Source organism: Cellulomonas algicola, from assembly GCF_019024305.1.
In the GTDB taxonomy this organism is placed as follows: Bacteria; Actinomycetota; Actinomycetes; order Actinomycetales; family Cellulomonadaceae; genus Cellulomonas; species Cellulomonas algicola.
Window position 1 is genome coordinate 566269 of the sequence record NZ_JAHKSJ010000006.1, and the last position, 26534, is coordinate 592802.

The window sequence follows — 26534 nt, forward strand, 5'->3', positions numbered from 1 at the left end:
CGGCGCCCGGTCCCGGGGGTGTGGTGACCTGCATGTCGACTCCGTCCGTCAGCGGCCCGCCGCAGGGGGTGGTGCGGGGCGCGCGCACACGGTAGCCCAGCGGTGCTACGTGCACCGCGCGTCCAGGTGAACGTCCGGTGCACACCGTGGGTTCCGCCGCCGCCGACAGCGGTCGCGCCGCCCACCCGACCGGCCCGTCCTCGCGCCGGTGTCACCCTCGCGGCCCCGACGCCGTCGACCCGGGCCTGGTGACCGGTGCGGTGCCCTGAGCGGTACCCAGCCCCGGGTCGCGCCGGTCGAGCGTGGGTCGTGCGGTGGCGCGGGCGCCGGTCGAGCGTGGGTCGTGCGGTGGCGCGGGGCGTCGATCCGTCGTGGACGCCGCGGTCAGGTGAGGGGGGTCCAGGGGTCGACCCACGTGATCGACGTGAAGCCGTACGCCAGGCACGCGTCGCGGAAGGTGCCGTGGACCAGCTCGTCCTCCGCGCGCAGCACGAGCTCGCCCGCGACCTGCGTGATCGACAGCGCGACGAGCACGCCCGACGCGGGCTCACGGTCGAGCGCGACGTCGACGCGCGCGCCGTCCGCCGTCTCGACGAGCAGCGCCCCGCCCCACCGGAGCGTCTCCCCGGACGGCGAGAAGGCGAGCACGACGAGCCGCTCGAGCCGCCGGACCTGCCGCAGGTCGAGGCGCAGGACGTCACCGTGGTCCCGCGCGGCGACGACGACGTAGCGCGAGGTGCCGACCGGCGCGACGGACAGCCCGCGCGCCTCGTCGAGCACCGACGACTCCCCTGTCGCGAGCCGGTACGCCGCCGCGAGCCGCAGGTCGCCGATGTGCTCCGACACCGCCGCCCGGACGGTCAGCACACCGATCCCGGACTGGAGGCGGTCGAGCGTGAGCGTCGGGCGGTCGTCGGTGAGCGACGCGCGCCCACCCGGTGCCAGCCGGTCGGGCGCGTAGCCGAGCACGAGGTCGCCGGCCGCCGCGGACGGACGCGGGCGCACCGGTCGCGACGCCGCCGTGGGGGTCGTCGCGCCGGACAGGTCGAGCGACGCGCCTGCCGGCGCCGACGACCCACGCGCGGGCGACGACAGGTCCAGCGACGTCCCGGACGCGGACGCCGGCGCCGACGGGCGCGCGGACGACGGCAGGTCCAGCGACGTCCCGGACGACGACGACGGCGACAGGTCGAGCGACGTCCCACCCGCCGGCGCGGAGGAGGGCGCGGACAGGTCGAGCGACGTGCCCTGCGACGCGGACGGTCGCGGAGCGGGGGACGCCGGCACGGCCGGCGCAGGAGCGGCAGGCCGCGCGGGCGTCGCGGACGGACGCGAGAGGTCGAGCGACGTCTCGGGCGCGGACGTCCCACGGGCGGGTCGGGCACCCGACGACGCACCCGACGACGTCCCACCCGGGGCGGGACGAGCCGGGGCGTCCGGGTGCAGTCGCCGGCGCCGCAGCCAGGGCAGGTCGTGCCGCGGCGGAGCCCCCGCCGGGCCGAGGCCGACGCCGCTCACGACCGCAGGCCGTGGTCGCGCAGGATGCCCGCGATCCCGTCGGCGTACCCCTGCCCGACGACCTTGAACTTCCAGTGCGGGCCGTTGCGATAGAGCTCGGCGAGCACGAGGCCGGTCTCGGTCGACAGCGCGGGCGCGAGGTTCTCGGACACGACGAGCTCGTCGTCCCCGGCGAGGTCGAGCACCCGGACGCGCGCCTCGCGCAGCTGCCCGAGCGAGCGCCGGTGGCCCAGGCCCTCGTTGATGTAGGCGACGACGACGATGCGCGACACCTCGGGCGGCACGTCGCGCAGGTCGACCTCGATCTGCTCGAGGTCGCCGGTGGACCGGGCCTTCTCGAGCTGCGCGACGGACAGGTCGGGCGACGTGAGCTGGTTGAAGAACACGACGTGCTCGCGCGAGAGCAGCTGGGTCGCGTCGTCGCACAGCAGGGTCGCGACGACGAGGTTGTCGACGAGCACCGTCTCGGGCGACGCGAGCGCGACGCCGACGACGACGCCCGTGAGGTGCGGGATCTCGCGCGTGAGGTTGGCGTTGCCGCCACGGGGCATGGGTCGGGCTGCCATCAGAGGTCTGCTCACAGGTCCAGGTCGGAGCGGGCGAACTTCGTACGGAGGAACGAGCCCTGCGTCATGAGGGCGTCGGCGTCCTGGTGCTGCACGGCGTCGAGGGTGGCCGCGACGGACGTCGTGAGGGTGTCGATCTGGATCATCAGCGCCTGCGTCGGCGTCACGCCGCTCCCCCGCGGGACGTCGCGCAGCGACTCGCCGACGGCGAGGTACGACCGCAGAGTCGTCGGCAGGTAGTCCGTCGCGGTGCCCTGCACGGACATCACGGCGTACACGTCGAGCGGGCGGACCTCGGCGGTGTCGACGACCTCGCGCAGCAGGTCGGTCAGGCGGCGCGCGTTGACGACGGCTGCGACGGGCAGGTCGCCCGACCGGGAGTTGACCAGGCGGACGACCTCGGCGACGGCACGGCGCAGCTCGGCGGGGCTGTCGCCGGACGCGACCGGCGGCTGCACGACGGCGACGGGCTCGTCGCGGTCGCGCAGCCGCTGCCAGAACCCCCGGCGGCGACCGCCGCTCTCAGGACTCGAGCTCACGCCGGCGGGTGCGCTCCAGGTACGGCTGGGCGCGCTGGATCTGGCCCTCGAGGGCGGTGACGGTCTGCGCCATGGAGTCGACGGCCTGCGCGCGGAAGGTGTCGAGCGCGTCCATCGTCTGGAAGACGTTGTCGAACGCGGCCTGCAGCTTCGCGACGTCGAGCGTCGCCTCGGACGCCTGCTGGTTGATCGCCGCGCCCTGGATCTTGAGCTGCTCGGACGTCGACTCGATGAGGTTCGAGGTGACGGTGTTGAGCGCCGTGATCTGGTCGAGCACGAGCTTCTGGCGCGAGAGCGCCTGCGCGACGATGACGGCGGTCCGCAGCGCGGCGACGGTCGTGGTCTGCGCGCGGTCGACGCCCTTGATGAGCTCGAGGTTGTTGCGGCGGACCAGGTCGAGCGCCATGTAGCCCTGCACGGACACGGCCATCTGCGTCATGAAGTCCTGGCGGCGCTGGCGCACGGGGAACAGCGCGTCGGCGCGCACGGCGTCGGCGTCCTCCTGGCGACCCGCGGCCTCGAGCTGCGCGATCTTCTCGACGAGCGCGTCGTCGAGCGCGGACGCGAGCGAGTTGTACTCGGCGAGGCGGCCCATCGCGGCCCAGAGGTTCGCCTTCTCGGTCTCGATGGCCGCGTTGTCCTTGCGGAGCTCGTCCTGGCCGGACGCGAGCGCCTTGATGATCGCGTCGAGGTGCTGCTGCGCCGACTGGTACTTCGCGAAGTACTGGTCGATCTTCGAGCCGCCCGGGATCCACTTGAGGACCTTCTTGGCGCCCGTGAGGTCGGCCCGGTTCGGGTCGAGGTCCGTCACGGTGTTGCGCAGGTCGACGAGCGTGTTCGCGACGCGCGTCTGGGCGTCGCCGGTGTTCTTGCCCTTCACGATCGCGGCAGGGCGGTCGAGCATGCGGCTCGACACGGTCGCGGCGGCGCGCATGTCCTGCTCGCCCATCGAGGTGATCGACGCGACCTTCTGGCTGAACGCGGGCGACTTCGCGTCGATCGCGGTGAGCTCGGCGACGAACGCGTTCGCCTTCGTCCGCAGCTCGACCTGCTTCGCGTCCTCGAGCGGCACGGCCCCGACGGCCTGCTCCTCCTTGACCACGACGACCGCGGCGGGCGGCGTGAGGACGAGCGCACCGGGCGCCGGCGCCGCAGGGGCGGGGGCGGTGGGCGTCGACCCGAGGTCGAGCTCGGACATGGGGAGACCTCCAGGCAGGGCGTTCGGGCGGGTGGCCCGGCGCCGCCGGGCACGGGAACGACTCTAGGACGCGGCGGGGGTGCGTGTGCTCGTCCGGCCGGGCGGATCCTCCTGCGGACCGACGTCGTGGCCCGGTCCGCGTGGATAGCATCGCTCGGAACCCCGGCGCCGGAACGGTCGTTGGGATCGTCCGACGGGCGGGAGAGCCGCTCCCCCCGGTCCGCGAAGGAGGAGCACGTGTCTCTCAGCCTCACCAAGGGCGGGAACGTCAGCCTGACGAAGGCGGCGCCCGGGCTGACCGCGGTCGTCGTCGGTCTCGGCTGGGACCTGCGCACGACGACCGGCGACGACTTCGACCTCGACGCCTCGGCGATCGTGGTCGGCGCCGACGGCAAGGTCCTCTCGGACAAGCACTTCGTCTTCTTCAACAACCTCACGAGCGCCGACGGCTCCGTGCAGCACCTCGGCGACAACCTCACGGGTGAGGGCGAGGGCGACGACGAGCAGCTCAAGGTCAACCTCGCCGGTGTGCCGGCCGAGGCCGACAAGATCGTCTTCCCCGTCTCGATCTACGACGCCGACAACCGCCGTCAGACGTTCGGCCAGGTGCGCAACGCGTTCATCCGCGTCGTGAACCAGGCGGACAACAGCGAGCTCGCGCGCTACGACCTCTCCGAGGACGCGTCGACCGAGACGGCGATGGTCTTCGGCGAGCTGTACCGCAACGGCGAGGAGTGGAAGTTCCGCGCGGTCGGCCAGGGCTACGCGTCCGGTCTCGCGGGCATCGCCCGCGACTTCGGCGTCGGCGTCTGATGGGCGTCGTCCTCGCCAAGGGCGGCAACGTCTCCCTGACGAAGGAGGCGCCGAACCTCACGAAGGCGCTCGTCGGGCTCGGCTGGGACGTCCGCACCACGACGGGTGCCGGGTTCGACCTCGACGCCAGCGCGCTGCTGGTCGGTGCGAACGGCAAGGTCCTGTCGGACGCGCACTTCGTCTTCTACAACAACCTGACCAGCCCGGACGGGTCCGTGACGCACACGGGCGACAACCGGACGGGCGAGGGCGACGGGGACGACGAGGCGATCGTGCTCGACCTGGCGGCGGTGCCCGCCGACGTCCAGCGCATCGTCTTCCCCGTCTCGATCTACGACGCACCCGCGCGGCAGCAGAGCTTCGGGCAGGTGCGCAACGCGTTCATCCGCGTCGTCGACCAGTCCGACGGCAACGAGCTCGCGCGGTACGACCTGTCCGAGGACGCCTCGACCGAGACGGCGATGATCTTCGGGGAGATCTACCGCAACGGCGCCGAGTGGAAGTTCCGCGCGGTGGGCCAGGGCTACGACACGGGCCTGGCCGGGATCGCGACGGACTTCGGCGTCCAGATCGGCTGACCGCCGCACGGCCGGCCGCAGTCGCTCCTAGACTGCGGTCGGCCCTGCAGCGGCCACCCCCACCCCTTCACGAGATCGAGAGTCCCGTGTTCTTCCGCATCTTCGGCTGGTCGCTCGCCGTCACGATCGTGTCGCTCGTCGTCGCGTTCTTCTACGGCGGCTGGAACGCCTTCGTGCTGTGCCTCATCCTCGGCGTCCTCGAGGTGTCGCTGTCCTTCGACAACGCGGTCGTCAACGCGAAGATCCTCGAGCGGATGAGCCCGTTCTGGCAGCGGATCTTCCTCACCGTCGGCATCGCGATCGCCGTGTTCGGCATGCGGCTCGTCTTCCCGCTGCTCATCGTCGGCATCACCGCGAACCTCAACCCGGTCGAGGCGATCTCCCTCGCGATGGAGAAGGGCGACCCGCACGAGCCCGGCACCTACGGGTACCTGCTCAACGAGGCGCACCCGCAGATCGCGGCGTTCGGCGGGATGTTCCTGCTCATGCTCTTCCTCGACTTCATCTTCGAGGACCGCGAGATCACCTGGCTGTCCTGGCTCGAGAAGCCCCTCGCGAAGATCGGCAAGCTCGACCAGCTCTCCGTCGTCGTCGGCGGCATCGCGCTCGTCCTCGCCGCGGAGCTCCTCGCGGACGACCCGGCGATCGTCATGGTCTCCGGCGTGCTCGGCATGATCACGTACATCGCGGTCAACGGTCTGGGCTCGCTCTTCAACGTCCCCGACGCCGCCGACGCCGACGCGCCCGCCGAGGCCGAGGCCGTCGCCGACAAGGCCGTCGCCGAGAAGTCCACGGGCCGCTCCGGCCCGACCGAGCTCGCGAAGGCCACCGGCAAGGCCGGCTTCTTCCTCTTCCTCTACCTCGAGGTCCTCGACGCGTCGTTCTCGTTCGACGGCGTCATCGGCGCCTTCGCGATCACGCCCGACCCGATCATCATCGCCCTGGGCCTCGGCTTCATCGGCGCGATGTTCGTCCGGTCGATCACCGTGTTCCTGGTCCGCAAGGGCACGCTGTCCGAGTACGTCTACCTCGAGCACGGCGCGCACTGGGCGATCGGTGCCCTCGCTGCGATCCTGCTGGTCAGCATCGGCTTCCACGTCGACGAGATCATCACGGGCCTCGTGGGCGTCGCGTTCATCGGTGCGGCCTTCGCCGCGTCGGTCCGCCGCAACCGTCGGGAGCGCGCCGCGCACCCGGGCGGCTCGGAGGGCGACCGCGAGCCGCAGCTGACGTCCACCCCCTGACCTCCCGACCCACCCGCCCCGTCGAAAGGCCGCACGTGTCCGTCAACCTCACCAAGGGCCAGACCGTCTCGCTCACCAAGTCCGACGGCGGCACCCTGACGCAGGTCCGCATGGGCCTCGGCTGGGACGCCATCAAGGTCAAGGGCCTGTTCGGTCGCGCGAAGGAGAAGTCGGTCGACCTCGACGCCTCGGCGCTGCTGTTCGACGCGAACGGTGCGCTCGTCGACCAGGTGTGGTTCAGCCAGCTGGCGAGCAAGGACGGCGCGGTGCAGCACACCGGCGACAACCGGACCGGTGCGGGCGACGGTGACGACGAGTCCATCCGCGTCGCGCTCACCGGCGTGAACCCGGCGGTCACGACGCTCGTGTTCGTCGTGAACAGCTACACGGGCGAGACGTTCGCGCAGATCGAGAACGCGTTCTGCCGCCTGATCGACGAGACGACCGGCCAGGAGGTCGCCCGCTACGACCTGTCGGGCTCCGGCTCGCACACCGCGCAGATCATGGCGAAGGTGACGCGGGACGGCGCCGGCTGGAGCATGACGGCGCTCGGCGTCCGCACCAGCGGCCGCACGATCAAGGACATGCTGCCGGCGGTCTCGCAGGTCCTCTGACCGACCCCGCACAGCGCCTGAGGGCGGGTCACCTTCCGGGGTGCCCCGCCCTCAGTCGTCGTCCCAGCCACTGGCGGCAGCCTTCGTCGAGCGGACGGAGAGGACGTTCTCACCCGTCACGCCGGTACCCGTCGTCCACTCGCTGAGGCCGCTGACGAGGACCCGGTTGCGGGCGGACGACGCCTCGCGCAGCACCACCGCGAGCAGGTACGCCTCCAGGCTGAGGCCGTCGCTCCGTGCCCGCGTCGCCAGCACGTCCCGCACGTCCTCGGGAACGTCATCGATCCGCAGCGTCACCACGTCGGCGGTCTGCCTCGGCGACCTTCCTCCCGGCACTCGATCACTGGTCGGCCGCCGTCAGCCCTCGACGGTCGTGAGCGCTGTCGGCTCGCGACGGACCCCGAGGTCGAGGCTCCGATCGGAGAGGACGGTCTGCCCGCGACGTCGCCGGTGACGGCGGCGGAGCTCCGCGGGGATCGCGTGGGCGCGGCGGCGGGACGGCAGGAAGCGCAGGAAGAAGACGAGGCGCAGGGTCCAGGCGAGCGGGCCGGTGATGCTCAGGCCCCAGATGTCGGCGACGCCGTGGCCGACGCCGAACGCGGCACCCTGGCCGAGCCCGAGGTAGCGGAACGGCAGCCCGGGGCGGCTCTGCAGCGCGCGGGCGACGTTGCGGCCCACCTGGTCGCCGGCCTTGATCGCCCACAACGCGTTCGCGGGGACCGGTTCGTGCGTGCGCGGGTGCAGCACGCGTGCCGCGTCGCCCGCGGCCCAGACCCCGTCGCGGACCGTGAGGTCGGGCAGCGTGCGCAGGCGGCCGTCGTCGTCGCGCGCGAGCGGCTCGGTGCCGGGCAGGCGCACCGGTCGCTGACCCGTCGTCGCCAGGACCGTGCGCGAGCGGATTCGCGTGCCGTCGGAGAGCGTGACGCCGTCGTCGTCGGCGGACGTGACGGCGACACCGGTGCGGACGTCGACGCCCAGGCGGTCGAGCTCGTGCTCGACCCGCCGGGCGAGGCGTGGGCGGCGCGCGTGCAGGGCGGGGACGACGCGGTCGCCGCGGTGGACCAGGACGACGCGCCCGGGCCGACCGCCGCAGCGGTCCGCGAGCGCGGCGGCGAGCTCGGCCCCGGCGAGGCCGCCGCCGACCACGGCGACCGGGTCGGCGTCGTCGTCGACCGCCTCGGCGCGGGCCGCAAGCGCCTCCAGACCGCCCGGGTGCCGCAGCGTGAGGCCGCGGCCGATCAGGCCGTCGACCTCGTCGACCGGCTCGCCCGCACCCGTGCCGAGGACGAGCGCGTCGTACGACGTGGTCCCCCGAGCGCTCCCGTCGGCGGGCCGGTACGTGACCGTGCGGGCGGACAGGTCGACGTGCTCGACGCGGGCGTGCACGACGGTCGCGAGCGGCATGGCCTCGGCGAGCGGTGTCTGCGTGAGGTGTGCGGGCAGCAGGCCCGACACGACCTCGCCGGTGAAGCCGTGGAAGTTGTGCACGAGGTTGTCGGACACCACGACGATCTCGACGGACCCGTCGCGGAGCATCCCCCGGACGCGGCGCACGAGGGCGCCGTAGGCGTGCAGCGTCACGTACCCGCCGCCCAGCAGGACGACCCGCCGCGTCACCGCGCCGCTCCTGCCGCGACGAGCGCGCCCCCGGTGACGCCGTCCACCGCCTCGACACCGGTCGCCGACGTGCTCGCGCCGCCGGGACCGCCGACCACGGCCGGCGACCCGGCGGTTGTTGCCGGCTCTCGCGGTGTGTGCGGTGACGACGCCCGGGTCGCGGGGCTCGTCGTGGCGAGGACCGTCGGGTGCGGGTCGGCGGCGGGGACGGCGAGCGGGCGGCCGAAGGTCGTCGGCGGGGCGGCGCGGAACCCGAGGCTCGCGAAGCGGCGGGCGATCGCGCGGACGTGGTCGACCTGGTCGAGCGTCGGGACGCCCAGCGAGAAGTGGCCGGTGTGGCCCGACAGGGCGAGCAGCGCGGTCTCGGCGAAGCAGCCGTACGTGAACCCGGGCGGCTGGCCGATGTCGCCGCCGCGCAGCCGCAGACCCGGCACGGAGACGACACCCCCGTCGACGACGGTCACGTCGGGCCGCTCGACGAGCAGGTCCGGGGACGTGTTGCGGGGCTGCGTCGCGTCGAGCACGACCGCGCCGGGGGCGAGGTGCTCGGACCGGAGGACCGCGTCGGCGGCGGCGGTGAGAAGCACGACGACGTCGCACGCGCGGACGTCGTGCAGGTCGGTCGAGATCGTCGTCGGGACGCGCCGGCAGACCTCACCGGCCAGCGCGCCGAGCCGGCCGCCCGCACGGGCGACGAGGGTCAGGTGCTCGACGGCACGGTCGCGGGCGAGCAGGCGGACGAGCGTCGTGCCGACGCTGCCGGTCGCGCCGACGACGGCGACGCGGCGCGCGCGGTCCGGCTGGGCGGCGAGCAGCGCCCGCAGCTGGTCCTCGACGATCGCCGCGGTGTAGGCGTTGCCGTTGGTGACCCCGATGTCGGTACGGCCCGCGAGCGTCGACCCGCCCGACGTGACCGTCGCCGTCAGCGCCCCGAGGCCCACGATCCCGGCGCCCCGCCGTGCCGCGAGGTCCACCGCGGCGCCGACGCGGTCGCGCGCGGCGTGCGGGGCCTCGAGCATGTGCCGGGCGCCGAACGGGACGAGCACCACGCGACCGACCGGGTCGGGCGTGACGTCGGGCAGGCGCACCCGGGCCATCGTGAACGGCCGCAGCGGGAGCCGGCGGACCGCCCGGTCGGCGACGCCCTCGGGGACGCGACCGAGCGGCGACCAGACGCGCGCGAGGTCGTCGGACACCCGGGCCCGCGGGTGGACCAGGAACGCGAACGGGACGGCACTCATCGGCGGTTCTCCAGGGGATCGCGGCCGCGCTGGGCCGGTCGTGGGTGCAGCCCGGGGGCCGCGACGGAGGTGAAGAGGTCCGGCGGCGGTGGCCAGATACGTCGGTCACCCGGTCGGCCGCCCCTGCACGCCCATGCTCGTCGCGCCCGCGCACCCGGGGCGTCCGCCACTGGTCGCGTCGTCGACGGCCCGTCGTCCCCCGCCGGTCTGGTCCCGCGCCCGCGCATCCACCCGCCGGCGGACATCCGCACCGCATCAGGCCCGCCGCATGCGGGGGTGTCCCCGAGGGGACATCCGGGGGGATCCCGGATGTCGACGCACGTGCCGGGCTCCCTAGGTTCGGGCCATGACCTCCGACCAGCCCAGCGCGACCCTGACCGCCCCACCCGCGGCCGCCGTCGCTGCCGCCACCGTCGCTGCCCCGCCACCGGACGTGGCGGACCGCCGCTCGCTGGCCCCGGACCTCGCGCGCGGCATGCTGCTGCTGTTCATCGCGCTCGCGAACGTGTGGGGCTACCTGTGGTCGACCGGTGAGGCAGGGCCCGGGGGGCGACCGGCGGGCGGGTCGGGCGTCGACCACCTGGTCGACGCGCTGACCGCGTTCTTCGTCGACGACCGGTCACGGCCGATGTTCGCGATCCTCTACGGGTTCGGGCTCGCGACGATGGCGAGCCGGCTCGCGGCACGCGGCGAGGACCGCAGGGGCGCTCGTCGGGTGCTGGCGCGGCGCGGCGCGTGGCTCGTCGTGCTGGGCCTCGTGCACTCGGCGCTGCTGTTCGGCGGCGACATCCTCGCGGCCTACGGCGTGACGGGCCTGGTCGCGCTGGCGTTCCTGCACCGGTCGCGCGTGACGCTGTGGATCTGGTTCGCCGCGGGCACGCTGCTGTCCACCGCCGCGGGCGTGGTCGTGCTGGTGTTCTTCGAGGAGGGCTTCGGTGGCGACGGCGCCCCGACGACGAGCTACGTGGCGTCGGTCGGCGAGCGGCTGGTGTCGTCGGGCGCCTCGATCGGGCTCGCGGCCGTGCTGCTGTTCTTCGTGCCGCAGGTCGTGCTCGGCATCCTGCTGTCCCGTGCGGGCTGGCTGACCCGCCCGTGGGAGCACCGCCGCCGCCTCGGTCAGGTCGTCGTCGTGGCGCTCGCCGTCAACGTCGTCGGCAACCTGCCGTGGGCGCTCGTCGTCGGGCACGTGTGGGAGCCGTCGGCCGCCGTCGGCGGGGTGCTCGAGATCGTCCACATCGCGTCGGGCGTCGTCATGGGCCTCGGGTACGTGTGCCTCTTCGGCTGGCTCGCGGCCGTCTGGCACGACCGCCGCGACCTGCCGGTGGTGCGGGCCGTCACAGCGGTCGGCGAGCGGTCGCTCACGTCGTACCTGCTGCAGTCCGTGATGTTCGCGCCGCTGCTGAGCGCGTGGGGCCTCGGTCTGGGCGGCCGGATCGGCACGGCGACGGCCGCCGCGCTCGCTGTGACCGTCTGGCTCGTCACGGTCGCCGTCGCCGTCGCGCTCGACCGCGCGGGCCGCCGGGGACCTGCCGAGGTGCTCCTCCGCCGCCTCACGTACGGCCGCCGGTCACGGTCGGCCGCGTGACGCCTCAGGCCTGGGCGCCGGGCAAACGCGAGCGCCAGGTGTGGGTCGGCTCGTAGCCGAGGAGACGGCGGGCCTTGTCGATGGACAGCAGCGTCTCGCGGCCCTCGACGGGGCGGCGGAGCTCGACGTCCGGGAACTCGGCGGCCAGCAGCTCGGCCGACGGGGTGTCGAGCACGGTGTCGGGCGCGGCGATGATGAACGCCTCGAAGCCCGTCAGGTCGCTCTCCAGGGCCAGCCGGACGGCCTGCGCGCCGTCGCGCGCGTCGATGTAGCCCCACAGGTTCCACCGGCGCGACTGCGCGGTGAAGTCGCGGAACGCCGGGTAGTCCTCGTCGACCATGACGTTCGAGAACCGCAGGCCGATCAGCTTCGCCGACGGGTCCCAGCGCGTGAAGTGCCGAGCCATCTCCTCCTCGACGGCCTTGCCGAGCGAGTACGTGCTCTCCGGGCGGACGGGGGACTCCTCGTCGACGGGCGCGTACGGCGGCGGGGTGTCGAACGGCAGGCCGAGGACGGTCTCGCTCGACGCCCAGACGACGTCGCGGATGCCCGCCCGGCGCGCGGCGGAGAACACGTGGTGCGTCGCGACGACGTTGTTCGCGAACGTCGCACCGCTGGGGATCAGGCCGGGTGCGGGGATCGCCGCGAGGTGCACGACAGCGTCGACGCCCTGGTAGCGGTCGTCGATGCCGGTCAGCGCCTCGGTCACCTGGCCCAGGTCGGTGAGGTCGACGCGCGTGAACAGCGCCGGCTGCCCCGGCGGTGGCGGGGCGACGTCGACGTTCACGACCTCGTACCCGTGCGCGGCGAGGTCCTCGACGACCGCCCGTCCCAGCTTCCCGCTGCCACCTGTCACCACGACGCGCGTCATGCCCCGACCGTAACCCGGCACCCGCGGACGCCGCCGACCGTCCTACGCGTAGCGGCGGTGCTGGAGCGGCAGGAAGCGGTCGACCGAGTGGCGGAGGCTGAACCGCGGCTTCCGCAGCCGCACCTCGACCGAGTAGTAGTCGGCCCACTTCCGGAACGCCTCGTAGCCGCGCCAGTCGAGGTCCAGGCCCTCGACGACCTCGACCGCGCGCGCCGCGAGGTCCGGCCAGCCGAACCGTCGGGCCGCCTCGTACGGGTCGGTGACGCGCGCGAGCAGCGGGTCGCGGCCGTCGGACGGCGGGACCTCGCCGTCGAGCACGAGCTCGGCGATCGCCCGGACGCTCGTGGCTCGGTCCACGAACGGGAGGGTCAGCCGCTCGAAGTCGTCGACGAGCACCTGCGGGAACCCCGGCGTCTGCGCGGTGTACTCGCCGCGCCACCCGAACGCCGTCGCGGCCTGGTTGAACTGGTGCACGAACCGCTCCGCCGCGGTCTGCTGCCCGTCCGCGGGCGTGCACTCGACGGTGATGGTGCGGACCCGGTCGATCCGCGCCTGCGGCTCGCACCGCACGACCATCGCGACGTCACCCGACCGTCCCCGGAACACCGGCCCGCCACGCGTGAAGCCGCGCTCCGCGAGGAGCGGCTCGAGCGCGCCGGGCAGGTCGAAGGCCGCGCCCGCGGTCGTCTCGGCGCTCACTCGGCGTCGAGCCAGGTACGGGCGGGCGGGAGCAGCGCCTCGAGCTCGGGCCACAGCGCGTCGGGGAGCTCGGCCGACGCGGCCGCGACGGTCTGGGCGACGCGCTGCGGGCGGCTCATGCCGACGATCGTCGCCCCGACGCGCGGGTCGCGCAGCGAGAACTGCAGCGCCGCGGTCGCGATGTCGGTGCCGTGCTCGGCGCACACGCGTCGCATGGCCTCCGCCGCGTCGAGCACCTCGGGCGGCGCCTCGCGGTAGCCGTACGTCGTCGGGCCGCCCTCCTGCTTCGCGAGGATGCCGCCGCCGTGCACCGCCGCGTTGAGGATGCCCATGCCCTGCCGCTCCGCCTCGTCGAGGAGCAGGCCCGCGGACCGGTCGAGCAGCGTCCAGCGGTTGTGCACGAGCAGCACGTCGAACACCCCGAGCGCCAGGTAGCGCGCGATCTCCTGCACGCGACCGCCCGCCAGTCCGATCGCGCCGACCTCGCCGGACTCGCGCAGCGCGACCAGCGCCTCGACCGCGCCGCCCGAGCCCGCGAGCTCGTCGAACGACCAGGTCTCCGGGTCGTGCAGGTGCACGAGCGGCAGGTGGTCGAGCCCGAGGCGCTCGCGGCTCTCCGCGACCGACGCGCGCACGCGGTCGCCCGAGTAGTCGCCGTCCAGCGGGTCGACCTTCGTCGCGACGGTCACGCCCGCGGGCAGCCCGCCGACCTCGCGCAGCGCCGCGCCGATCCGCCGCTCGCTCTCGCCGTCGCTGTAGCCGTTCGACGTGTCGACGAACCGGATCGGGCTGTCGAGCGCCGCGAGCACGGTCGCGACACCCTCGTCGGCGGGCACGTCGCGGCCGAACAGGCCCGGCATGCTGCCCAGCGGACCGCCGCCCAGGCAGACCGCGGACACCTCCAGTCCCGTGCGGCCGAGCGGGCGGATCCAGCCGGGCGTGCCGGGGGCGAACGACGTCATGACGGGCTCCTGAGGCGATCACGGATCGGCGGCGATCCGACGGCGGCGGGCTCGTCGCATTCCATCACGGGACGAGACACCCGGCCGCGCACGTTCCGCGGCCGGGGCGACGACGAGGTCGACGTCCGCCCACGTGGCGCGACGCGCTCGCCACCCGCCGAGCTGCCCCGCGGTGCGACGGGCCGAACCCGACCGTGCCGCGGTCAGCGCAGACGCGCGAGCGAGTCCAGCGCGGCGACGGGGTCCGGGCCCAGCGGGAACAGCACGGCCGACGACACGCCCGCGTCGAACAGCGCGTCGAGCCGGGCACGCGCCGCGGCGGGCGTCCCGACGATCCCGAGGTCGTCGACCCACGCGTCGGGCAGCGCGGCACCGAACTCCTCGGGCGACCCGACCGACGCCCGCAGGGCGGCGATCTCGTCGGCGTACGGCAGCGGCGCGAGGTGCGGCGCCCAGTCCGGCTCGCCCACCCACGCGAGCGCGGGCCGCGCCAGACGACGGGCCGCGTCGGCGTCGTCGTCGACCGCCGCGACGCAGTACGCGACGACCCGGTGCTCGCGCGTCGGGGCGATGTGCGCGAGGGCCGCAGCGACGTACTCGGGCGTCACGGGCTCCGCGAGCACGGTCCCGTCGGCGTAGCGGCCCGCCACCGCGAGCGACTTCGGACCACGCACGCCCGCGAGGATGCGCGGCGGGTGCGCGGGCGGCGACTCGAGCTGCACGCCGTCGAGGTGCACGTACCGGCCGTCCGCGTCGACGCGCTCGCCGTGCACGATCGCGCGGACCGCCCGCAGGTGCTCCTCGAGCATCGTGAGCGGGCTCGCGGGCCACGCACCGACCTGTCGCATCCACGCGGGCATGCCGTGCCCGATGCCGACGTCGACGCGGCCCGGGAAGAGCTCGGCGAGCGTCGCGGCCTCCATCGCCGTGAACGCGGCGTCCCGCACCGCGGCGGGCAGGATCCCGACGCCGACCCGGATCCGCTCGGTCCAGGCGAGCACGGCCGCCGCCTGCGCGACCCCGCCGCGGAAGAAGCAGTCCTCGACGACCCAGATCTCGTCGAAGCCCAGCTCCTCGGCACGGCGGGCGAACTCCCGCACGCGTCCGACGGGCAGGTCTCGGGGCAGCAGCACGCTGGTCGCGCGGTCGGTCATCGTCGTCCTCCTCGTGGCGCACCCGCCCAGGTCCGGGCGGACGACGACCGCGGCGTCAGCCGGCGGCGGCCTCGAGGAAGCGCTCGAGCAGCGGGCCCGCGGTCGTCGAACCGTAGTCTCCGACATCCACGAACACGGCGACCGCCAGGTCGCCCTGGATCGCGATCATCCACACGTGGTTCTGGAGGTTGGCCGCGTCGCCGAACTGCGCCGTGCCGGTCTTCGCCATGACCTCGCCACCGGGCGTGTCCTGCAGGAACGACCCGCCACCCTCGGTGACGACCGCGCGCATGAGCGTCCGGAGCGCGTCGGCCTCGGCGCTGGTCAGCGGGACGTGCGGCCGCGACGTCGCCGCCGCGGCCGTCGGGGTCGGCCCGTCCGACGCACCCGCGGTCGCGTCGTCGTCGGTCCCAGGGGCGGCAGCGTCGGCGTCGACGACGAGCCGCGGCGTGACCGTCGCCCCCGCCGCGACCGACGCGGCGACCGTCGCCATGCCGAGCGGCGACGCCAGCACGCGCCCCTGCCCGATCATCGACGCGGCGTGGTCCGTGCCGTCGGAGTCCGACGGGACCGCGCCGAGGAACGCCGCGAAGCCGAGGTTCGCGTCCGGCACGAGGCCCAGCGATCCCGCGGCGTCGACCAGCGCCGACTGCTGCGCCTTGTCGCGCGCGGAGATGAAGGCCGTGTTGCACGACTGCGCGAACGCCGTGCGCAGCGGGACCTCGCCCAGCGCGCTCGACGGGTAGTCCGGGAAGTTCGAGAACTGGCGGCCGTCGACGCTCGTCGTGGGCGGGCACGACACCGGGGAGTCCGCGGTCAGGCCCGACCGCAGCAGCGCGAGGGCGCTCGCGACCTTGAACGTCGAGCCGGGCGCGTACTGGCCGAGCGTCGCGGTCGACATGCCCTCGCCGCCGGGACCGCTCGCAGCGGCGACGACGTCACCCGTCGACGGGCGGATCGCGACGATCGCGCTCGCCGGGCCGACGTCCTCGAGGATCGTCTCGGCCTCGGTCTGCGTGGCCGGGTCGATCGTCGTGCGCAGGTCCGTCCCGGGCGTCGGCTCGGTGGCGAACAGCTGCCGCACCGCGACACCGTCGGCCGGGACCGCCTCGACCGTCAGGCCGGGGCGCCCGCGCAGCAGCGCGTCGTACTGGCGCTGCAGGCCCGACAGGCCGGTGAGGTCACCCGCGGCGATCGCGCCCTCCGACTTCTCGACGATCTCCGCCGTCGCCGAGCCGACCGTGCCCAGGATCGGCCGGGCGAACCGCCGGGTCGGGGCCAGCGGGATCGTGTCGGCGACCGCGCGCACCCCGGGGGTCGCGACCAGCGCGTCGACGTCGTACTGCGGGTCGCCGTCGCGCACCACGATGGCCTCGACGAACGCCTTCGGGCCGGCCGCCGCGACGCGCTGCACGTAGGCCTCGACGTCGAGCGCGAGCGCAGCGCCGAGCGCACGGGCGGCCGCGTCCTGCCCGGCCGCGTCGACGAGCGTCTTGTCCACGCCGACGCGCCGGACGCCGCGCGGCTCGACGATGACCTGGTCGCCCGCGCCGAGCACCCGGCCGCGCTGCGCCTGCACGCGCGTGACGCGCAGCGTCTCGGTGGGCTGCAGGTCGGGGACGAGGACCCCGGGCGTCCACGCGACGCGCCACACCTCGGCGTCCTCGGCGTCGCGCGCGAGGGACACCTGCGTCGCGTACGTCCAGTCGTCGTCGCTGTCGTCGACGTCCCACGTGTACGTGAGCTCGGCCGTCGCGGAGTCCGGGTCGTCCTCCGGGACCGTCACCTCGCCGCGCTCGACGTCCGGCACCCACGGCTCGACGCCCGCGAACGTCGCCGTGCGCAGCTCCGCCGCGGCGGCCGCGTCGCCCGAACCGGCGGCGAACTCCACGGCGGCGAAGTCGCCGGTCTCGATCGCCTTGGTGAGCGTGTCGATCGCCTCGTCGGGGCCTGGGGGCTTGGGCGAGCACGCCGTGAGCGTCCCGACGACGAGGAGCGTCGCCGCGCCGACCAGCCCGAGCGCCGCAGGTCCGCGGCGGTGACGCGGTCGCGGTCGGAGGGCGGGCGCGTCGTCGCGCGCGCGGTCGAGCGTCATCAGGTCTCCTGTCGTCGGACCGGCGGCGGCGCCGGCCCGTCTGCGTTCCGTCCGAGCGGTCATCCTGGCCCGTCACGCAGGCCGGGGGCCAGCGAGTTCGCGAGGCGGGACGTGTCCGGGCAGCGTGGCACCACCCGCGGCGGGAGCGGGTGGGAACACGGAACCCTTCACCCTTCCTCCTCACCGCCCGGCCGTCCGTCGGGCGGCGACCGGGACGTGGGTCCCGGGTCGGCGGCGCGGGACGACGGTGCGGGACGACGGCGCGGGCGTGAGCGCGAGCTGGTGGCGGGGCGGGTGCGGCCGCCGGCACGGACAGGTCGTGGCGCGCGGTCCCGACGGGCCGTCGGGACTCGGCGCCGGCGCGCGGGGGGACCGCTCAGCGGTCCGGCAGCGACGTCCCCGTGAGGTCCTCGGCGACGTGCCACAGCCGCGCGGCTGTCGCGTCGTCGCGCATCCGCCGCGAGAGCCGCGCGGGTCCCGGCGGGCCGACGATGCCGAAGGTGCCCGACGGCCCAAGGTAGGCGCCCTGCGCGACGTCGCCGGTCGCCGCGAGCAGCAGCGACCCGACGCCCTCGGCGGGCGACATCGACGGCAGCAGCGAGCGCTCGCCGAACGGCGACCGGGGTGCGCTGTCGCGTCCGAGCGACGCGCCCGCGGTCTGCAGGTTGGTGCGCGTGAACCCCGGGTGCGTGACGGTCGAGAGCAGCGGCCAGCCACGCCGGTCGGCGACGTGCGCGAGGTGCCGCGCGAGCAGGACGTCCGCGAGCTTGGACTGCGCGTACGCGCGCCAGGCGCCGTAGCGGCGACGGCCCTGGAGGTCGTCGAACCGGATGCGCCCGACGTGCGCGACGCCGCTGCCGGTCCACACGACGCGCGGCGCGGGTGCGGCCAGGAGGAGCGGCAGCAGGCGGTTCGTGAGCGCGAGCGGGCCGAGCGCGTTGGTCGCGAGCTGCAGCTCGAAGCCGTCGACGGTCTCGTGCCGGTCCGGCACCGCCATGACGCCGGCGTTGTTGAGCAGCGCGTCGAGGTGCGGCAGGTCGCGGGCGAGCGCGTCGGCGAAGGCGGCGACGGACGACAGGTCGGCGAGGTCGAGGAGCCGCAGCTCGACGTCCGCGCCGGGGACGGCGGCGCGGATCTCGCCGACGGCGGTCGTGCCCTTGGCCTCGTCGCGCGCGGTGAGGACGACGTGCGCTCCCGCGGCGGCGAGCCGCTGGGCGGCCTCCCGGCCGAGGCCGCTGTTGGCGCCGGTCACGACGAACGTGCGGCCGGTCTGGTCGGGGACGGGCTGCACGGTGCACTCCGGGGCTGGACGACGGGGGGGACGGCGGGCCGGACGACGGGTCGAGGACGAGGCGTCGCCCACTCTCGCACGCGCACCCGGCCCCGGCGCGACGCGGGGCTACGGGTCGACGAGGACCGACGCGACGCCGGGCTACGCGTCGACGAGGACTGGCGCGACGCGGGGCTACGCGTCGACGACGACCGACGCCCGACGTGGCCAGAGCGCCGTGGCGGCGACGGTCGCGCCCGCGCACACCACGGCGAGCACGACGGCGGCGCCGGTGAGTCCGCCGGCGCCCAGCCAGCCGGCGACGGGGTAGGTGACGAGCCAGCACGCGTGGGACAGCGAGAACTGCGCGGCGAAGGCGGCGGGACGGTCGGCCTCGGGCAGGTCGCGCACGACGAGCCGGCCGACGGGGACCTCGGCGCAGGCCCACCCCGCGCCGACGACCAGCCAGATCGCACCGACGAGCACGAGCCCGGCGGGCGACGGCACGCGCAGCGCGACCGGGACCAGCGCGGTCGCGGCCGTGAGAGCCGCGGCGCCGCCCAGCATCACGGTGCGGTCGGGCAGCCGGGCCAGCACGCGCGGCACGAGGAGCGCCGCGACCATCGACCCGGCCCCGTTCGCGGCGAGGAGCAGCGCGACGGCGGTGTCGCCCTGCCCGAACGTCGAGCGCGCGATCACGACCGTCTGGACCAGGACGAACGCGCCCGCGGCCGCGACCGCGAGGTTGAGCGCGAGGACGGGTCGCAGCGCGGGGGTCCGGACGAGGAGCACGGCGCCGTGCCGCACGCGGGCCCCGAGCGGCAGCTCGGCGAACCCCGGGTCGCCGCGGCCCGTCGACGCCCGCGGCCGCCCGATCGCGACCGTCGCGACCAGGACCGCCGACGCGGCGAACCCGACCGCGGTCCCGACGAAGAGCGCGTGCGACGGGATGAGCAGCAGGAGCGCCGCGGCGAGCACGGGCGACAGGACCATCTCGAGGTCGTCGGCGAGCCGGGCGAGCGACAGGGCCTGCGTGTACTCGCGCTCGTCGGGCAGGACGTCGGGGACGAGCGCCTGCCAGGTCGGGGTGTGCGTCGCGGACGCGGCCTGCAGGACGAGGACGAGGACGTAGACCTGCCAGGTCGCGTCGACGAACGGCAGGAACAGCGCGGCGGCGGCGCGGACGACGTCAGCGGTCACGAGCACGGCGCGGCGAGGCAGGCGCACGACGAGGGCTGCGGCGAGGGGCGCGACGACGACGTACGCGACCATCTTGATCGCGAAGACCGTGCCGAGGACCTGGCCCGCGCGGTCGCCCGCGACGTCGTAGGCGAGCAGCCCGAGCGCGACGGTCGCGAGCCCGGTGCCGACGAGGGAGACGACCTGGGCGGTGAACAGCCGGCGGAACGTGGGGTGGGCGAGCGCGGTCACGAGGTCGGGTGGCTCCGGTGGTGGGCGGGGACGTCCTCGATCGCGTGCTGCGCCTGGTAGACGGCCTGCGTGACGAGCGTGCGGGCGTGCTCGTCGACGAGCGAGTAGAAGACGCGCGTGCCCTCCTGGCGGGTCTTGACGATGCGTCCCCAGCGCAGCTTGGCGAGGTGCTGGGAGACGGACGTGGGCGACTTCTCGACGATGTCGGCGAGGTGGTTGACCGACAGCTCGCGCTCGCGCAGGGCCAGGACGATGCGGACGCGCGTGGGGTCGGCGAGCAGGGAGAACACCTCGACGACGAGGTCGACGTAGGGCGAGTCGATGCCGAGGCCGTCTTCCCGCATATCTGCATGCATGCGCAGATAGTAAGCACGGTCCGCGGGGCGCAGGCGAGTTCGGCCGCCCGGATCCCCGTTTTCGCAGGTCACGCGACCAGAAGTTCCGAGACCGTTCTCACAGGCGCTCGGCTACCACCGTTCGCGGAGCGGCCCGTACGGTCGACCGCCGGGCCGCCGCCGCGTCCCTCGGCCTCGCGGCCGCCGACCGACCGGAAGTCCCACGATGTCGACCTGGGCGTGGCTCCTGATCGCCCTCAGCCTGTCCGCCGACGCGTTCGCCGTCGCGCTCGGCAAGGGCCTGCACATCCGCCGCCTGTCGTTCCGCGACACCGCCGCCATCGCCGTCGCCTTCGGCGCGTTCCAGGGCCTCATGCCGCTGCTCGGCTGGCTGCTGGGCGTGCGGCTCGCCGACTCCATCACCGAGGTCGACCACTGGATCGCCTTCGGGCTCCTCGCCGTGATCGGCGGGAAGATGCTCTACGAGGCGTTCACGCAGGGCGACGACGACGAGCCCGACGAGGACCACATCGGCCTGCGCGAGCTGCTCGTGCTGTCGGTCGCCACGAGCATCGACGCGCTCGCCGTCGGGATCGGGTTCGCGTTCCTCGACGTGCCGATCGTCGGCGCCGCCGTCCTCATCGGTGTCGTGACGCTCGTCGTCTCGCTCGCCGGGGTCCTGATCGGGCACCGCGTCGGCGTCCGCTTCCGCGGGCCGGCCGAGGTCGTCGGCGGCGTCATCCTCATCCTCATCGGCGTCCGGATCCTGCTGGACCACCTGGGCGTCTGGTAGCCCGGACGCACGCCCCGGGCGGCCGCGACCCGCGTCCCGCAGCGGGTCGGCGGCGCGACGCTACGGGCGCAGGCGGGTCGTCGGGACGATCTCCGACGTCTGCGACGTGCTCGACCAGCGGAGCTCGGCGACCGCGTTCCGCAGGTTGTCGAAGTACTCGAGGACGATCGGCACCGACTGCCCCGCGGTCAGGGTGACCGTCCCGGTGTCGACGCGGCGGGAGTGGTTCGTCCACCGGTCGATGACCAGCCTCCCGTCGACCCACAGCCGCACGCCGTCGTCGGACGTCGTCGCGAACGTGTACGTCTGCGAGTACCGCGGCACGACCGACCCGCTCCACCGGACCGAGAACGTGTCCGCGCCGATGCCGCTCACGGGTGCCGCGAGACCCCAGTCGAACGCGATGCTCGGGTCGGTGCGCGTCACCGTCGTGCCGGTGAGGTCGACGTCGTCGTAGTAGACCGCGCGGAGCCCGCGCAGCCCCAGCGTCGCGGTCAGCGTCGTCGCCGCGGACGGTGTCCGCCACGTCCGGCTCGCGGCCGTCGAGCCGTCCGACCACCGGTCGAGCTCGTAGGTGCGCCCCTGCGCGTCCTGCTGCGACGGCACCGCGAGCCGCAGGTCGAAGCCCGCCCACGACGTGAGCGTCGTCGGGCCCGTGACCGTCTGGCCGTTGACCGTGAGCGTGCGTCCGGCGGGCGACGTCGCGAGCGTCACGTCGACCGTGCGCGGCAGGAAGTCGCGTGTCACGGTCGTCGTCGCACCCTGCGAGTCCGTCGCGGTGAGCGCGATCCGCAGGTGGCTGTTCGCGGCCGCGGCGAGGTCCTCGGGGCCGGGGGCCTCGAACGACACCGACGTGCCGGTCACCGGGCCGAGGAACGGGTGCGTGTGCTGGTCGTGCACGCGCACGACCGTCCACGACAGGCGCGACCCGGGCACCGTGCCGTCCTGCGCGTCGGTCGCCGAGCCGCTCAGCGTGTACGACTGGCCGACGACGAACGTCGCCCTCGCGGCGGGCGAGGTGATCTGCGCGGTCGGCGCGGTGTTGCCCGAGCTGATCCGGGTCGTCACCGCGGCCGACGTCGCGCCCTGCGGGTCGCGCACGCGCAGCGTCGCGGTCCACGTGCCCGCCGCGTAGGTGTGCTGGACGGTCGGGCTCGTGGTCGTCGCGTCGGGCGTCCCGTCGCCGAACTGCCACAGGTAGGTGAGCGCACCGCCGTCGGGGTCGCTGCTGCCGCGGCCGTCGAGCGTCGTGGTCAGCGGTGCCGCGCCGCTCGTCGGGGACGCGGTGAGCGCCGCCGTCGGCGCCCGGTTGGCGGTGCCCGTGTACGCGAGCCGCCGGATCTCTCCGCCGTTCGCGTACGTCGTGTAGTAGAGCGCCTGGCTGCCCGACCACGGCCCGAACTCGAGGTGCACGGCCGCGCCCAGGCCCGTCGAGACGTCCGTGCGCACCCCGCCCTCGAGCATCATGAGCTTGCCGCAGTTGTAGTCGCTGAACAGGTACCCGTCCTCGTAGGCCGCGGGCCAGACGCCGTCGGGGACGAACGCGCCGCCCGTGATCGAGCCGCAGCCCGTGCTCCGGCCGTAGTCGTGGATCGGGTTCGTCATCCCGGCCGGGAGCGCGCCGCCGCAGCTCGTCGCCGATCCCGTCTGGGCGCAGTGCCCCTCGCGCACCGGCCAGCCGTAGTCCGCGCCCGACGCGCCGAGGTCGATCTCCTCCCACACGTTCTGGCCGACGTCGTTGACGTGGAAGACCGTGCCGCTCGCGTCCGGGTCGAACGCGAACCGGAACGGGTTGCGCAGGCCCCACGCGAACGTCTCGCGGCAGATGGTCCCCGCCGCCGCAGGGGCCAGGCGGCAGGACGCCGACCCGGTGCCGAGGAAGGGGTTGCCCGGGGCCGGGGCGCCGGTGGTCCGGTCGACGCGCAGGATCTTGCCGTTCAGCACGTTGCGGTCCCGCGACGCGTCGTTGTTGCCGCCGCAGCCGCTGTCGCCCTTGTAGTCGCAGCCCCCGTCGCCCGTCGAGACGTAGAGGTACCCGTCCTTGCCGACGTGCACGTCGCCCGCGTTGTGGTTGCCCGCCGGGCTCGCGATGCCGTCGAGCAGGACCGTCTCGCTCGCCGGGTCCACCACGTTGTCGTCGCCGAGGACGAAGCGCGACACCCGGTTCACCGGTGCACCGGCCGGGGTGCCGCCCTGGCTCGTCGGGCACGTCGTGCCGGTGCGCGCCGTGTAGAAGAGGTAGATCGCGCGCGTCGCCGGGTCGGGGTCCGTCGCGACGCCCAGCAGGCCGCGCTCCGAGTTGGTGCACAGACGGCTCGACAGGTTCAGCGCGGGCGTCGCGAGCAGCGTGCCCGCGGCCGTGCGCACCCGCAGGCTCCCTGACTGCTGCGTGACGAGCATGCGGCCGTCGGCCGTGAACGCGATCGCGGACGGGTTCGGCACGGTCGCGACGAGCGACTCCGTGAACCCCGCCGGGACGGCGGCTGTCGCGGGTGGTGGACCGGCCACGACCAGCCCCGCGGCGACGAGCGCCCCCGTCACCACGGCCACGAGCGCGCGCATGCCGTTCATCGAGGGCCCCCGTCCTCGTCGACGCGTCAGGCCGCCACCATCCCCCCGCACGCGCCGGACCGCAACGCCCCGGACCGATTCAGCGACGGTCGGAGCCGCGCCACGCCGGGTCTGGGCCCTCGCTGTCGTCGACCCGGCGCTGAGTACCGGAGATCGACCGGTTGCGGTGCCCAGCCCCGGGTCGCCGAGGTCAGGGTGGGCGCGGGCGAGGGTGGCGGGCGGGCGAGGGTGGCGGGCGGGTGAGGGTGGCGGGTGGGGCTGGTGGTGCCGGGTCAGCCGCCGATGATCACCGTCGGGCAGCCCGGGCCCGGGACGACGGGGGTGCCGTGCATGCTCGTGTCGGCGAGGCGCGCCGCCGGGAAGTTCCCGATCAGCACCGTCAGCGAGCCCATCGCGATGCCGTTGGGCGCGGGCGACACGCACGGGATGCCGCCGGGCATCGCGTTGGCGACGGCGGCCGGCTGGTTGCCGATGAGGACGGTCATGACGCCGGCCGCGGGTGTGATCGGGCCGCCGACGTGCGGCTTCGGGCCGTCGAACAGCGGGCACAGGGCGGTGTCGCCGACGCGCAGCGCGGGTCCCATGGGCATCTGCGGTCTCCCGTCGGGCGGACCGCCGGGGCGGTCGCTGTGCATGCGGTCGGGGCGCCCGCGGTCGGGACGCCTGCGGGCGGGGTGCCTGCGGTCGGCGGGCGGACGGTCAGGGGGCGGGCGGCGGGGCCGGGACGGCGAGCTGACCGCTGAAGACGAGCGCGTCGTCGCACTGCGTGGGCGGCGACGTCTCGTTCTGCGGCTGCCCGGGCGCGCGGCAGATCACCGACATCGTGAGGGCCGTGCCGGACGGCAGGACGATCGGCGTCTGGAAGTGGAAGTCGTTGTCGCGGAAGTTCTCGAGCGCGACGTCGAACAGCACCGCGGGGTCGCCGCCGGCCGGGGTCTGGGTGAGCAGCAGGCGGCCGAAGTCGCCCTGCGGGTTGTTGAGGACCAGGTCGGTGAGCCGGAACGTGCCGCCGTCGGGCACCACGAACGGGTCGGCGTCGACCGCGGTCGGGGACGGCGGCGTCTGCACCGTCATGCGCTGCGTCGTGGGCGTGAGGATCTCGGTCGGCGGCAGGAAGTTCTGCGTGAGGTCCTCCATCTGCGCGACCTGCTCCTGCGCCGCGGCGGCGGCCTGCCCGGCACCGTTCGACGCCTGCTGCGCGGAGGTCGCGGCCTGCTGCGCGGCGGCGGCGGCCTCCTGCGCCTGCGCGACCTCGTCCTCGACCGACGACTTCGCGGCTGACTCGATCACGGGCTTCAGGAGCGTGAACCACAGCAGCGCGAGCAGCGCGAGCAGGAGCAGCAGGGCGAGCAAGGCCTTGAAGAACCACTTGGGGATCGTCGCGACCTGCACGTGCGCGCCGTCGAGCAGCACCGGCGTGGTGTTCTCCGCGGCGGCGGTGACCGTGAACGGCATCGTGACGTCGGGGCCGCGCCACAGCCGCTTCTCGGGCTTGACGCGCACGTCGGCGAACTCGACGGTGCCGGGGTTCACGGCGAGGATCTGCGGGCGCACGCGGAAGGCGAGCGCGCCGTTGTCGTCGGCGGCCGTGAGCGACACCGTCACAGGGACGTTGCCGCGGTTGTCGAGCGCGACGCGGTGCCGCGCCCCGCTCCGGCCGTGCGACGTGCGCGGCAGCAGCTCGGCGGTGGTGTCGAGGAACGGCAGGACCTCGACGACGCCCTCGGGGATCACGGTCTCGTCGACGTGCTCGAACGGGACGACGCGGATGCCGAAGTCGAGCGTCCCCGCGGGCACGGCCGCGGACCGCGGCGGTGCGAACCGCACGGTCGCCGTCGTGGTCGTGCCCGGGTAGAGGCCTTCGATGACGGCCGGCTCGACCGTCGTCCATGCCGCGGGCGCGCCCAGCACCTCGATGCGGTAGCCCTCCACCACGTCGCCCGTGTTCCGGATCTGCAGCGGGACGACCGCCTCGGTGCCCGGGCTGAGCTCCACACGCGCCGAGTCCAGCTTCGCCGTCGTCGTCATGCTCGCGACGCTAGGAGCGGGCACGCGCGCGCGGTACGGCGTCCGGCCCGGCCGTGGGGGCACCGCGGCTGCCCGTTGAGTCGTTGTTGACTGCACGATCAGTGCGCCCCGGCACGCTGTCCGTCAGTGCACCCGAGCAGCGGGTGCCACGGCGCAGGGGGCGACGATGGACAGGGTGGCCGTGTGGGTCAGCGCGAGGGACCCGATCTCGGAGGCGGGGGTGGTGAGCGCGCTGCGGCCGCGGCCCGAGGTGCGCGTGGTGCCCGCGGAGGAGGCACCGAACGCGCAGGTCGCGGTCGTGATCGCGGACTCGGTGGACGACGACGCGCTGCGCCTGGTCAGGATGGTGCGGCGGCAGAGCGCCGCGCAGGCCGTGCTCGTCGCGGGCCGCCTCGAGGACGGCGACGTGGTCACCGCGGTCGAGGCCGGCGTGCTCGGGCTCGTGCGCCGCGCCGAGGCCACGCCCGACCGGCTCGTCCGCGTGATCTGCGGCGCCGCCACCGGTGAGGGCAGCGTGCCCCCCGACCTGCTGGGACGCCTGCTCGACCAGGTCGGCACGCTGCAGCGGCAGGTGCTGCGGCCGCGCGGGCTCACGTTCACCGGGCTCGCGTCGCGCGAGATCGAGGTGCTGCGGCTCGTCGCCGACGGGTACGACACCTCGGAGATCGCGCAGCACCTCGCGTACTCCGAGCGAACCGTGAAGAACGTGCTGCACGACGTCACGACCCGCCTGCAGCTGCGCAACCGGTCGCACGCCGTGGCGTACGCGCTGCGCGAAGGTCTCATCTGACCGCTGCCCCTTCGGCACCTTC

The 26534-nt window shown here is 74.6% G+C and carries 25 protein-coding genes; 7 read left to right on the forward strand and 18 right to left on the reverse strand.

Features of this window, described 5'->3' with window-relative positions; translation table 11 throughout:
- Positions 1 to 384 precede the first annotated feature (384 nt).
- The 4 genes from KOV94_RS06720 to KOV94_RS06735 all read right to left on the reverse strand — a co-directional run bounded on the left by KOV94_RS06720 (position 385) and on the right by KOV94_RS06735 (position 3821).
- On the reverse strand, positions 385 to 1287 hold the full coding sequence (locus KOV94_RS06720) for a hypothetical protein (RefSeq protein ID WP_124344313.1): 903 nt from the start codon (positions 1285 to 1287) through the stop codon (positions 385 to 387).
- Positions 1288 to 1514: 227 nt separating this feature from the next.
- Positions 1515 to 2084, reverse strand: a complete 570-nt coding sequence (locus KOV94_RS06725; protein WP_124344312.1) for a TerD family protein — start codon at positions 2082 to 2084, stop codon at positions 1515 to 1517.
- 11 nt (positions 2085 to 2095) lie between these two features.
- Complete coding sequence (locus tag KOV94_RS06730; RefSeq protein ID WP_218051570.1) at positions 2096 to 2623, reverse strand: hypothetical protein; 528 nt, start codon at positions 2621 to 2623, stop codon at positions 2096 to 2098.
- The gene (locus tag KOV94_RS06735; RefSeq protein WP_124344310.1) at positions 2607 to 3821 is read right to left on the reverse strand and encodes a toxic anion resistance protein; all 1215 of its coding nucleotides are present in this window, start codon (positions 3819 to 3821) and stop codon (positions 2607 to 2609) included. The genes KOV94_RS06730 and KOV94_RS06735 overlap by 17 nt, the downstream gene beginning before the upstream one ends.
- A 237-nt stretch (positions 3822 to 4058) precedes the next feature.
- Between KOV94_RS06735 and KOV94_RS06740 the strand changes: the two genes are divergently transcribed.
- The 4 genes from KOV94_RS06740 to KOV94_RS06755 all read left to right on the forward strand — a co-directional run bounded on the left by KOV94_RS06740 (position 4059) and on the right by KOV94_RS06755 (position 7070).
- The gene (locus KOV94_RS06740; RefSeq protein ID WP_124344309.1) at positions 4059 to 4634 is read left to right on the forward strand and encodes a TerD family protein; all 576 of its coding nucleotides are present in this window, start codon (positions 4059 to 4061) and stop codon (positions 4632 to 4634) included.
- Positions 4634 to 5212, forward strand: coding sequence for a TerD family protein (locus KOV94_RS06745; protein ID WP_124344308.1), 579 nt, complete (start codon positions 4634 to 4636; stop codon positions 5210 to 5212). Before KOV94_RS06740 ends, KOV94_RS06745 begins: the two co-directional genes overlap by 1 nt.
- A gap of 86 nt (positions 5213 to 5298) precedes the next feature.
- Entirely contained in the window at positions 5299 to 6456 is a 1158-nt protein-coding gene (locus tag KOV94_RS06750; RefSeq protein ID WP_124344307.1) for a DUF475 domain-containing protein, read from the forward strand.
- Between the two features lie 35 nt (positions 6457 to 6491).
- Positions 6492 to 7070, forward strand: a complete 579-nt coding sequence (locus tag KOV94_RS06755; RefSeq protein ID WP_124344306.1) for a TerD family protein — start codon at positions 6492 to 6494, stop codon at positions 7068 to 7070.
- Positions 7071 to 7121: 51 nt separating this feature from the next.
- On the opposite strand, the gene KOV94_RS06760 is transcribed toward KOV94_RS06755, so the two are convergent.
- The 3 genes from KOV94_RS06760 to KOV94_RS06770 all read right to left on the reverse strand — a co-directional run bounded on the left by KOV94_RS06760 (position 7122) and on the right by KOV94_RS06770 (position 9928).
- Positions 7122 to 7325, reverse strand: a complete 204-nt coding sequence (locus tag KOV94_RS06760; RefSeq protein ID WP_218051571.1) for a hypothetical protein — start codon at positions 7323 to 7325, stop codon at positions 7122 to 7124.
- A gap of 102 nt (positions 7326 to 7427) precedes the next feature.
- Entirely contained in the window at positions 7428 to 8687 is a 1260-nt protein-coding gene (locus KOV94_RS06765) for an NAD(P)/FAD-dependent oxidoreductase (RefSeq protein WP_218051572.1), read from the reverse strand.
- Positions 8684 to 9928, reverse strand: a complete 1245-nt coding sequence (locus KOV94_RS06770; protein WP_225916129.1) for a semialdehyde dehydrogenase — start codon at positions 9926 to 9928, stop codon at positions 8684 to 8686. The genes KOV94_RS06765 and KOV94_RS06770 overlap by 4 nt, the downstream gene beginning before the upstream one ends.
- A gap of 346 nt (positions 9929 to 10274) precedes the next feature.
- On the opposite strand from KOV94_RS06770, the gene KOV94_RS06775 reads away from it, so the two are divergent.
- Positions 10275 to 11513, forward strand: coding sequence for a DUF418 domain-containing protein (locus tag KOV94_RS06775; protein WP_218051573.1), 1239 nt, complete (start codon positions 10275 to 10277; stop codon positions 11511 to 11513).
- A 4-nt stretch (positions 11514 to 11517) separates the two neighbouring features.
- Here the strand turns inward: KOV94_RS06775 and KOV94_RS06780 are convergent, their stop codons facing one another.
- The 8 genes from KOV94_RS06780 to KOV94_RS06815 form a co-directional block, all read right to left on the reverse strand.
- On the reverse strand, positions 11518 to 12384 hold the full coding sequence (locus tag KOV94_RS06780; protein ID WP_218051574.1) for an NAD-dependent epimerase/dehydratase family protein: 867 nt from the start codon (positions 12382 to 12384) through the stop codon (positions 11518 to 11520).
- A gap of 42 nt (positions 12385 to 12426) precedes the next feature.
- Complete coding sequence (locus KOV94_RS06785) at positions 12427 to 13083, reverse strand: hypothetical protein (RefSeq protein WP_218051575.1); 657 nt, start codon at positions 13081 to 13083, stop codon at positions 12427 to 12429.
- Positions 13080 to 14045 (reverse strand): aldo/keto reductase, encoded by a 966-nt coding sequence (locus tag KOV94_RS06790; protein WP_218051576.1) that lies wholly within the window; start codon positions 14043 to 14045, stop codon positions 13080 to 13082. Before KOV94_RS06790 ends, KOV94_RS06785 begins: the two co-directional genes overlap by 4 nt.
- A gap of 203 nt (positions 14046 to 14248) precedes the next feature.
- Positions 14249 to 15199, reverse strand: coding sequence for an LLM class flavin-dependent oxidoreductase (locus KOV94_RS06795; protein ID WP_218051577.1), 951 nt, complete (start codon positions 15197 to 15199; stop codon positions 14249 to 14251).
- Between the two features lie 55 nt (positions 15200 to 15254).
- The gene (locus tag KOV94_RS06800) at positions 15255 to 17294 is read right to left on the reverse strand and encodes a penicillin-binding transpeptidase domain-containing protein (RefSeq protein ID WP_218051578.1); all 2040 of its coding nucleotides are present in this window, start codon (positions 17292 to 17294) and stop codon (positions 15255 to 15257) included.
- A 376-nt stretch (positions 17295 to 17670) separates the two neighbouring features.
- Complete coding sequence (locus tag KOV94_RS06805; RefSeq protein ID WP_218051579.1) at positions 17671 to 18585, reverse strand: SDR family NAD(P)-dependent oxidoreductase; 915 nt, start codon at positions 18583 to 18585, stop codon at positions 17671 to 17673.
- A 174-nt stretch (positions 18586 to 18759) separates the two neighbouring features.
- Positions 18760 to 19995: an MFS transporter gene (locus tag KOV94_RS06810; RefSeq protein ID WP_218051580.1), complete on the reverse strand. Its 1236-nt coding sequence runs from the start codon at positions 19993 to 19995 to the stop codon at positions 18760 to 18762.
- On the reverse strand, positions 19992 to 20351 hold the full coding sequence (locus KOV94_RS06815; protein WP_218051581.1) for an ArsR/SmtB family transcription factor: 360 nt from the start codon (positions 20349 to 20351) through the stop codon (positions 19992 to 19994). Before KOV94_RS06815 ends, KOV94_RS06810 begins: the two co-directional genes overlap by 4 nt.
- A 205-nt stretch (positions 20352 to 20556) precedes the next feature.
- Between KOV94_RS06815 and KOV94_RS06820 the strand changes: the two genes are divergently transcribed.
- Positions 20557 to 21123: a manganese efflux pump MntP gene (locus KOV94_RS06820; protein WP_218051582.1), complete on the forward strand. Its 567-nt coding sequence runs from the start codon at positions 20557 to 20559 to the stop codon at positions 21121 to 21123.
- Between the two features lie 60 nt (positions 21124 to 21183).
- On the opposite strand, the gene KOV94_RS06825 is transcribed toward KOV94_RS06820, so the two are convergent.
- The 3 genes from KOV94_RS06825 to KOV94_RS06835 form a co-directional block, all read right to left on the reverse strand.
- Positions 21184 to 23694, reverse strand: coding sequence for a PQQ-dependent sugar dehydrogenase (locus KOV94_RS06825; RefSeq protein ID WP_218051583.1), 2511 nt, complete (start codon positions 23692 to 23694; stop codon positions 21184 to 21186).
- Positions 23695 to 23966: 272 nt separating this feature from the next.
- Positions 23967 to 24284 carry a PAAR domain-containing protein gene (locus KOV94_RS06830; protein ID WP_218051584.1) on the reverse strand — a complete coding sequence of 106 codons (318 nt, stop codon included), beginning with the start codon at positions 24282 to 24284 and terminating at the stop codon, positions 23967 to 23969.
- Positions 24285 to 24393: 109 nt separating this feature from the next.
- Complete coding sequence (locus KOV94_RS06835; protein WP_218051585.1) at positions 24394 to 25722, reverse strand: COG1470 family protein; 1329 nt, start codon at positions 25720 to 25722, stop codon at positions 24394 to 24396.
- 166 nt (positions 25723 to 25888) lie between these two features.
- Between KOV94_RS06835 and KOV94_RS06840 the strand changes: the two genes are divergently transcribed.
- Positions 25889 to 26512 (forward strand): response regulator transcription factor, encoded by a 624-nt coding sequence (locus KOV94_RS06840; RefSeq protein ID WP_124341081.1) that lies wholly within the window; start codon positions 25889 to 25891, stop codon positions 26510 to 26512.
- Positions 26513 to 26534 lie beyond the last annotated feature (22 nt).

Bases quoted from the DNA above. Each gene is read 5' to 3' on its own strand.
- KOV94_RS06725 (WP_124344312.1), bottom strand. From the start codon at position 2,084: ATGGCAGCCCGACCCATGCCCCGTGGCGGCAACGCCAACCTCACGCGC.
- KOV94_RS06735 (WP_124344310.1), bottom strand. From the start codon at position 3,821: ATGTCCGAGCTCGACCTCGGGTCGACGCCCACCGCCCCCGCCCCTGCG.
- KOV94_RS06745 (WP_124344308.1), top strand. From the start codon at position 4,634: ATGGGCGTCGTCCTCGCCAAGGGCGGCAACGTCTCCCTGACGAAGGAG.
- KOV94_RS06770 (WP_225916129.1), bottom strand. From the start codon at position 9,928: ATGAGTGCCGTCCCGTTCGCGTTCCTGGTCCACCCGCGGGCCCGGGTG.
- KOV94_RS06775 (WP_218051573.1), top strand. From the start codon at position 10,275: ATGACCTCCGACCAGCCCAGCGCGACCCTGACCGCCCCACCCGCGGCC.
- KOV94_RS06780 (WP_218051574.1), bottom strand. From the start codon at position 12,384: ATGACGCGCGTCGTGGTGACAGGTGGCAGCGGGAAGCTGGGACGGGCG.
- KOV94_RS06790 (WP_218051576.1), bottom strand. From the start codon at position 14,045: ATGACGTCGTTCGCCCCCGGCACGCCCGGCTGGATCCGCCCGCTCGGC.
- KOV94_RS06795 (WP_218051577.1), bottom strand. From the start codon at position 15,199: ATGACCGACCGCGCGACCAGCGTGCTGCTGCCCCGAGACCTGCCCGTC.
- KOV94_RS06800 (WP_218051578.1), bottom strand. From the start codon at position 17,294: ATGACGCTCGACCGCGCGCGCGACGACGCGCCCGCCCTCCGACCGCGA.
- KOV94_RS06815 (WP_218051581.1), bottom strand. From the start codon at position 20,351: ATGCATGCAGATATGCGGGAAGACGGCCTCGGCATCGACTCGCCCTAC.
- KOV94_RS06820 (WP_218051582.1), top strand. From the start codon at position 20,557: ATGTCGACCTGGGCGTGGCTCCTGATCGCCCTCAGCCTGTCCGCCGAC.
- KOV94_RS06825 (WP_218051583.1), bottom strand. From the start codon at position 23,694: ATGAACGGCATGCGCGCGCTCGTGGCCGTGGTGACGGGGGCGCTCGTC.
- KOV94_RS06830 (WP_218051584.1), bottom strand. From the start codon at position 24,284: ATGCCCATGGGACCCGCGCTGCGCGTCGGCGACACCGCCCTGTGCCCG.
- KOV94_RS06835 (WP_218051585.1), bottom strand. From the start codon at position 25,722: ATGACGACGACGGCGAAGCTGGACTCGGCGCGTGTGGAGCTCAGCCCG.
- KOV94_RS06840 (WP_124341081.1), top strand. From the start codon at position 25,889: ATGGACAGGGTGGCCGTGTGGGTCAGCGCGAGGGACCCGATCTCGGAG.